At 74.2% G+C, this 6,626-nt stretch carries 6 protein-coding genes; 1 reads left to right on the top strand and 5 read right to left on the bottom strand.

Features of this window, described 5'->3' with window-relative positions:
* A partial coding sequence (locus tag ACJOT3_RS31025) for a GntR family transcriptional regulator (protein ID WP_406976686.1) occupies positions 1-334 on the bottom strand: 334 nt, incomplete at its 3' end.
* A gap of 46 nt (positions 335-380) precedes the next feature.
* Here ACJOT3_RS31025 and ACJOT3_RS31030 point away from each other — a divergent pair.
* Complete coding sequence (locus tag ACJOT3_RS31030) at positions 381-1,595, top strand: MFS transporter (RefSeq protein ID WP_406976687.1); 1,215 nt, start codon at positions 381-383, stop codon at positions 1,593-1,595.
* Positions 1,596-1,805: 210 nt separating this feature from the next.
* Here the strand turns inward: ACJOT3_RS31030 and ACJOT3_RS31035 are convergent, their stop codons facing one another.
* From ACJOT3_RS31035 to ACJOT3_RS31050, 4 genes are all read right to left on the bottom strand, one after another.
* Positions 1,806-2,474 carry a lysophospholipid acyltransferase family protein gene (locus ACJOT3_RS31035; RefSeq protein WP_406976688.1) on the bottom strand — a complete coding sequence of 223 codons (669 nt, stop codon included), beginning with the start codon at positions 2,472-2,474 and terminating at the stop codon, positions 1,806-1,808.
* A 179-nt stretch (positions 2,475-2,653) separates the two neighbouring features.
* Positions 2,654-4,513: an FHA domain-containing protein gene (locus ACJOT3_RS31040; protein ID WP_406976689.1), complete on the bottom strand. Its 1,860-nt coding sequence runs from the start codon at positions 4,511-4,513 to the stop codon at positions 2,654-2,656.
* A gap of 435 nt (positions 4,514-4,948) precedes the next feature.
* Positions 4,949-5,446: an ASCH domain-containing protein gene (locus ACJOT3_RS31045; RefSeq protein WP_406976690.1), complete on the bottom strand. Its 498-nt coding sequence runs from the start codon at positions 5,444-5,446 to the stop codon at positions 4,949-4,951.
* Positions 5,447-5,517: 71 nt separating this feature from the next.
* Positions 5,518-6,438 carry a threonine/serine dehydratase gene (locus tag ACJOT3_RS31050; protein WP_406976691.1) on the bottom strand — a complete coding sequence of 307 codons (921 nt, stop codon included), beginning with the start codon at positions 6,436-6,438 and terminating at the stop codon, positions 5,518-5,520.
* Positions 6,439-6,626 lie beyond the last annotated feature (188 nt).

A 6,626-nucleotide genomic window follows, 5' to 3' on the forward strand; every position in this document is an offset into this window, starting at 1 on the left:
GGATGCCGCCGCGCAGGTCCAGGGCGGGCGGCGGCGCTGGCTCGGCGTCGGCCCCGGCGGGCGGCGGACCGGGGCGGCGGGCCACCCAGGTGCCCGCGCCCACCCGCGCCTGGAGCCAGCCCTCGGCGACCAGCCGCCCGTACACCTCCGCCACCGTGTTGCGGGCGATCCCCAGGTCGGCGCCGAGCGTTCGTGAGGACGGCAGCCGGGTCCCGGCGGGCAGGCGGCCCTCGGCGACGGCGGCGCGCAGCGCCCGCTCCAGGGAGCGGGCCACCCGGCTCCCGGAGACCTCCACGTGCAGGTCGATCCCGGAAATGGCCCATGTTCTCTCCATGGAATCGCACTGTAGCGGTGGGCTGCTGCCTCCGTAGCCTCGGTCCATGGACACACGGACACGGCCCGCCGGGGCCACCACCCCGCGCGGGGACCTGGGCCTGCGGCGGATGTACGCCGCGCAGGCGGTCGGCGCGATCGTCGACGGAGCGGTCCTGGCGACCGCGGTGCTGTACTTCGGCACCCGGGTGGGGTTGCCGGTCGCCTGGATCGGCCTGGTCCTGGGCGCCGCCAACCTGCTCGCCCTGGCGGCCGCCGTGCCGCTGGGCGCCCTGACCGACGCGGTGGGGGCCCGGCGGGCGGCGATCGGGTTCACCTGCCTGGTGGCGGCGTCCCTGGCCGTCTACACGGTGGCGGACGGACCGTGGTCGTACGCGGTGGGCGCGGTCGCCTTCGTGGTCGCCCAGACGGGGCTGGGCGCCTCCCGCCAGGCGGTGGTGGCCGCCCGGGTCGCGCCCGAGCGGCGGGTGGCCGCCCGGGGGCGCATGCACACCCTGCTGAACGCGGGCATGGGCGCCGGAACGCTGCTGGGCGCGCTGGTCCTGGCCGCGGACGCCGCCGCCGGGTTCGTGCTGCTGTACGGGGGCGGGGCGCTGGTGGTGCTCGGCTGCGCGCTGCTGCTGGCGGGCATGCCCGCCGACCCGGCCCCGGGTCCGGGAGTCGGCCGCGACCGGCGGATCCTGTCCGCCCTGGCCGACCGGCGCCTGCTCGCGGTCACCGCGCTGACCTCGGTGGTGCAGGTGTGCCTGCCGGTGCTGTCGGTGATCCTGCCGCTGTGGGCGGTCCAGGGGACCCGCGCCCCGGGCTGGGTCCCGGCCCTGGCCCTGGGCCTGAACACGGTGCTGGTCCTGGCCCTCCAGCGCCGCTGGGCCGACCGCGTCGTCTCCGACGCCGCGGCCTCCCGGTCGGCGCTGTGGGCGGCCGCCGCGCTCCTGGGCGGGTGCGTGCTGTTCGGGGCGGCCGCGTCGGGCGGTCCGGTCGCGGCCACCGGCCTGATCCTGGCGGGGATCGTGCTGCTCACCGTCGGCGAGGTCGCGGGCGGCCCGCCCGCCTGGCACCTGGCGCTGCGCGATGTCCCGGCGGCGCTCCAGGGCCGCCACCAGGCGGTGTTCCAGATGGCGGGCTCGGTGGCGCGCATCGCCGGAACGGCGCTGCTGCTCCCGTTCGTGCTCGCCGCCGGGGCCTGGGCCTGGACCGCCCTGGGCGCGGCCATGGCCGCGGCCGCTATCGGCTTGGCACTCCTGGCCCGCTCCCGACGCTGACCGGTGGAGCGGGGGTGGCTGCGAGTCGCGCCCGTGCCGGGCCGTCGGGGGCGGTGCCCGGGGCGCGGTCGCTGCCGCTCACCCACCGGGCCGACCCGGTCGCCGGGGGGCGCGGCGGCGGGCCGCGTTCGCCTGCACCGGGCCGCCGCCGGTCACCCGATGGTCACCGGGCCCGGAGACGTCCGTACCGGGACGTGCCCGGATCCGGGCTCAGTGGCCGCTCAGGGAGTTGTAGTGGTCGGCCCGCTCCTGGCCGGACAGGGCGTGGATCGCGTCCATCACCCGGTCGGTGATCTGGCGGCGGGCCTTGCCCGGGGCCAGGTGGTCGTAGCCGGTGGAGAAGTCCAGCGGCTCGCCGAAGCGCACCGTGAAGGGGCGCGGCCGCGGCATCGACGCCCCGATGGGCTGGACCTCCTGGGTGCCCGCCACCGCCACCGGGACCACCGGGGCCTTGGACTCCAGGGCCAGGTGCGCCACCCCGGTGCGCCCCCGGTACAGGCGGCCGTCCTTGGAGCGGGTGCCCTCGGGGTAGATCACACAGGCCTCGCCCTCGCGCAGCCGCTCCAGCATCACGTCCAGGGACAGCAGGGCGTCGCGCGCGTTGCCGCGCTCCACCGGGATGGCCCCCAGCGCGCCGAACACGGTGCCGGTGACCCTGCCCTTGATCCCCCTGCCCTCGAAGTAGTCGCTCTTGGCCAGGAACCGCACCCGGCGCTGGGTCACCGACAGCGGGATCACCACGCTGTCCACGAACGACAGGTGGTTGCTGGCCAGCAGCACCGGCCCGGTGGTGGGGACGTTCTCGCGGCCCTCGATGGTCGGGCGGCACAGGGATCGGGCCAGGAGCGACGCCGTTTGCCGCAGCACATCGTAGAGCACGTGGTCTCCCTCACTCCGGGTGGTGGTCGAAACCCAATGTAAGGGTGACCCATGGGTAATGAGCGGTTCCAGTATGGAGAGTGCCACAGGTCACTGAACAGGGACGACACGGACGAGCAGGGCATACTTCCGGTCACGTTCGCGGTCGCGTCCGGCGGCGCCCCCGGCCCGTCCGGATGTCACGCCCGCGCCGGTTGGGCGGCCTCCTCGCGGTAGAAGATGTCGATGTCGACCTCCTCGCCGCCCACGGTCAGCGTGTCCCACGGCCCTCCGGCGACCAGGGAGCGCAGGGTCTCGTCGGTGAGCCCGGCCAGGTGGGCGCGCAGCGACTCGTCGTCGGGCAGCCCCTCGATCCGGTTCGCCAGCCGGTCCCGGATCGACCCCAGCCGCTCCATGAGCGTCTCGGTGTTGGCCTCCCGCCCGGCACCCTCCTCGGCCAGGCTCCGGCCGATCAGCCCCTTGACCGTGCTCGTCACCCCGTCCGCGTCGCTGGTGACCATCGCCTTCCAGGCCCGGCTCTTGTGCCGGTACTGGAGCATCGACATGGCCGCCTCGTGGCGGATGAAGTCCGCGTCCCGGAAGGGGCGCCCGTTCCAGGCGCTGCTGAGCGAGCGGGCCAGCGAGATCGCCGAGGCCAGCCCGCTGTTGAGGCCGCGCCCGGGCCAGAAGTGGATGGCGTTGGCGGCGTCCCCCAGCAGGAACCCGTAGGTGCCCGGCGAGGACGGCGTGGCGGCCCGCAGTTGGGCGGTGAACCGCGGCCGCTGCACCATGCTCAGCCGGAACGCGGTGACGGCGCGCAGGTCCTCCTCGGCCACCCCGAAGAACGCCAGTCCCTGGCGCACCCGCTTCCACAGCCTGGACCCCTTGACCAGGGCCGGCAGGAACAGGGTGCTGTGGGTGGAGCAGGTGAAGTCGCCCTCCTCGTCGCGGCCCATGACGCACGGGCGCGAACCGATGCACTCCTCGAACGACCGGCGGACCGGGTCGATGCCCACGACCTCCTGCGCCTCCTCGTCGGTGAGGCGCATGTTGAGGAACCCCTCGCCGCGCAGCGAGTTGAGCAGGAACCGGTTCTGGGCCACGGTCAGCAGCACGGTCGCCGGGTCCGACAGGGACGACTTGACCTGTAGACCCAGCACCACGTCCTCGACGTGCTCGCCGTCCAGCGAGTAGATGCCCTTGTCGGCCTGGCCGAACCTGCCGGTGAAGTGCTCGCGGGTGCGCGAGCGCGACCCCTCGCACACGGCCAGCACGTGCAGGTCGTCCAGCGCCCCGGGCACGGTCACGTCGTACTTCTCCGGGACCAGCCGGATGCGGCCGGGTCGCTCGCCGCACATCTCCAGCAGCACGTCCTCGATGCGCGAGATGCGGATGTTGCGCGGGCCCAGGCCGCTGATGGAGTCGGCGCCCGAGGGCCACATCTCGGTGTACTCGCCGGGGGCGAACAGCCGCTCGCGCATCTCCTCGGACAGGTTGAGGAACTGGCGGCTCTGGATCGTCACGACCTGGCGGCGCCGGACGTTGCCCTGCTTCTCGTTCTTCCACACCACCCGGTCTCCCTCGCGGGTCCAGCGGGCGTCGTACACGGTCACCGACACCTGCGGGCCCAGCAGGTGGTCCAGCAGCAGGGCGAAGGACAGCCCGACGGGGCCGCCACCGGAGACGGCGACGTTGAGGACGGGCCCGGCGAACACCTCGGGCCGGACGAACATCTGGGTCACCGGCAGGTCGGAGGGCGCCCCGGGGGTCTCGGCGGCCTCCCAGCGGAAGGTCTCCTCGCCGATGCTGATCAGGTCGCCGGGCAGCAGCAGGTGCTCGGTGATCCGCTCGTCGTTGACCAGGGTGCCGTTGCTGCTGCCCCGGTCGCGCAGGACGTGGTTCTCCCCCTCGCGCCGCAGCTCGGCGTGGAACCGGGAGACCGCCCGGCCGGGGAAGACCACGGTGTTGTCGGTGTGGCGGCCGAACGTCAGGGGCGCGTCGCCGACGGGGAAGCGGTGCCCGCACAGGGCACCCTCGGTTCCGACGATCTCGAAGGACACGGCTGCTTCTCTCTGTACTGGGTTACCGGGGGATGGGGTGAGCGGGGATGGGGAGGGCGAGAGGGGTGGGGTGAACGACCGTGTGGCCGATTCCCCGGGTGGGATGCGGCCGCCGTGCATTCGGATCGGAATATTACGGAAAAAACCTCTTCTTCGCATATTCGGAAGGACCGGAACCCGGGGCCGCGATCGGATCTTTCCGGTGGATCCCCGTTCCCGTCGCAGTTCCGGTGTGACGGGTGTGAAAGCACTGGTCGCAGCGCTGCGGCGGCCCGGGCATTCTTCTCCCGATCGAGACCGCGAGAGGGCGAACCGCGGAGCGCATTCATCCGTTGTCATGGAACGGAATTCCACTCCGCGCCGCCGCGTTCGGTGCCGGTCCGGGAATTGGGCCCCGCGGGGCCCGCGGGACCCCTCGGACTCCGCGAAAACCGGTCAGCGGTCGGCGTGCTCCGGCGGCCAGACCACCGCGAACCGCTCGAAGACGATCTCCAGCTCCTCGCTCCACTCCAGGCCGAGCCCGGCGCACACGCGCTTCCAGTACCGCAGGTGCCCCTCGCGCCAGTACTCCAGCGACAGGTCGCCCTCGCCCTCGTCGCGGGCGAACGCCGCGTCCGCGCTCGCGAACCCGCCCAGCCGCAGCCCGGTGCTGCGCAGCACCACCCGCGGGCGCCCCGCCGAGTCGCAGGCGATCCAGTGGCCGCCCACCCGCGGCAGAGGGTCGCCCGCGGCGGCGAACTCGGCGACCAGAGCGGCGGTGGCCCGCTTTGTCCCGGCCAGGACCAGCCCCAGCAGCTCCTCGGTCAGCTCGGGGTGGTCGCCGAAGTACTCCGCGCTCGGCGGTTCCGGATCGGTGGCCAGGTCCGGCCGGGCCGACCGGTACTCCTCCCACAGGCGCAGGGCGGCGGTGCGGTCCACGGGTGCGTTCTCCATGGGGCCAGCCTTTCACGCCCGCCGCGGCGCCCCCGCGCCCGCGGCGGCCCTGTCGGCCGGGTCCGCCGGGGTCAGTTCACCCGGTCCCAGCGGGCGTTGGCCCCGCACACCACCAGGCAGGGGCGCTCGCCCGGCACCCGGCCGGCCAGCCAGGCGGCGAAGGGCACCGCCGCGGCGGGTTCGGTGGCGATGCGGAACTCCGACCACAGCCGGTCCTGGGCGGCGACGATCTCGGCGTCGCTCACCAGCGTCCGGGTGACCGGGTGCTCGCTCAGCACCTCGAACGGCACCCGCCCCAGCGTCGGCGCGCCCAGCGCGGACGACGCCACCGAGTCCACCTGGGTCTGGACCGGCTGCCCCGCGGCCATCGCCGCGTGCAGGCTCTGGCAGCCCTCGGGCTCCACGCCCACGACCTCGCGCCCGCCCGCGCCCAGCCGCACCCCGGCGACCAGGCCGCCGCCGCCCACGGCCACCGCGATGCTGTCGCACTCGGGGGCGTCGGCGGCGATCTCCAGGCCCAGGGTGCCCTGGCCCGCGACCACCAGCGGGTCGTCGAACGCGTGCAGGTAGCGGATGCCCTCCCGGTCGGCGTGCGCCCGGGCGGCCTCGGCCGCCACGGCGAAGTGCTCGCCCACCCGGACGACCTCGGCGCCGGTGGCGGCCAGCGGCGCCGCCTTGGCCTCGGGGACGGTCTCGGGCACGTAGACGGTGGCGCGCACCCCGAGCAGGCGGGCGGCGGTGGCCACCCCCAGCCCGTGGTTGCCGCCGGAGGCGGTGATCACCCGGTCGGCGGGGTCCCCGCCGAGCAGGGCGTTGAGCGCGCCGCGCAGCTTGAACGCGCCGGTGAGCTGGAGGTGCTCCAGCTTCAGGGTGACGGGCCTGCCGTCGACCTCGGTGTGCATCACCGGGGTGCGGCGGGCGTAGGGCGCGATGCGTTCGGCGGCGGCACGGACGTCGGTGGCCGTGGGCACGGCGTGCGCGGTCGTGGTCATGGCACCATGCTGCCGCTACTCACCATTAACTTAAAGTTGGGTCTGCTAAAGATCCATAAGCAGAACTTTGCACCGACATCTGTCTCAAAAGGGGGCCGCCGTGCTCGACGCCAACCGCCTGCGCGTGCTCGTGGAGATCGCGCACGCCGGATCCATCGCCGCCGCCGCCGAACGGCTCTCCTTCACCC

This window comes from Nocardiopsis protaetiae (assembly GCF_045446735.1).
In the GTDB taxonomy this organism is placed as follows: domain Bacteria; phylum Actinomycetota; class Actinomycetes; order Streptosporangiales; family Streptosporangiaceae; genus Nocardiopsis; species Nocardiopsis protaetiae.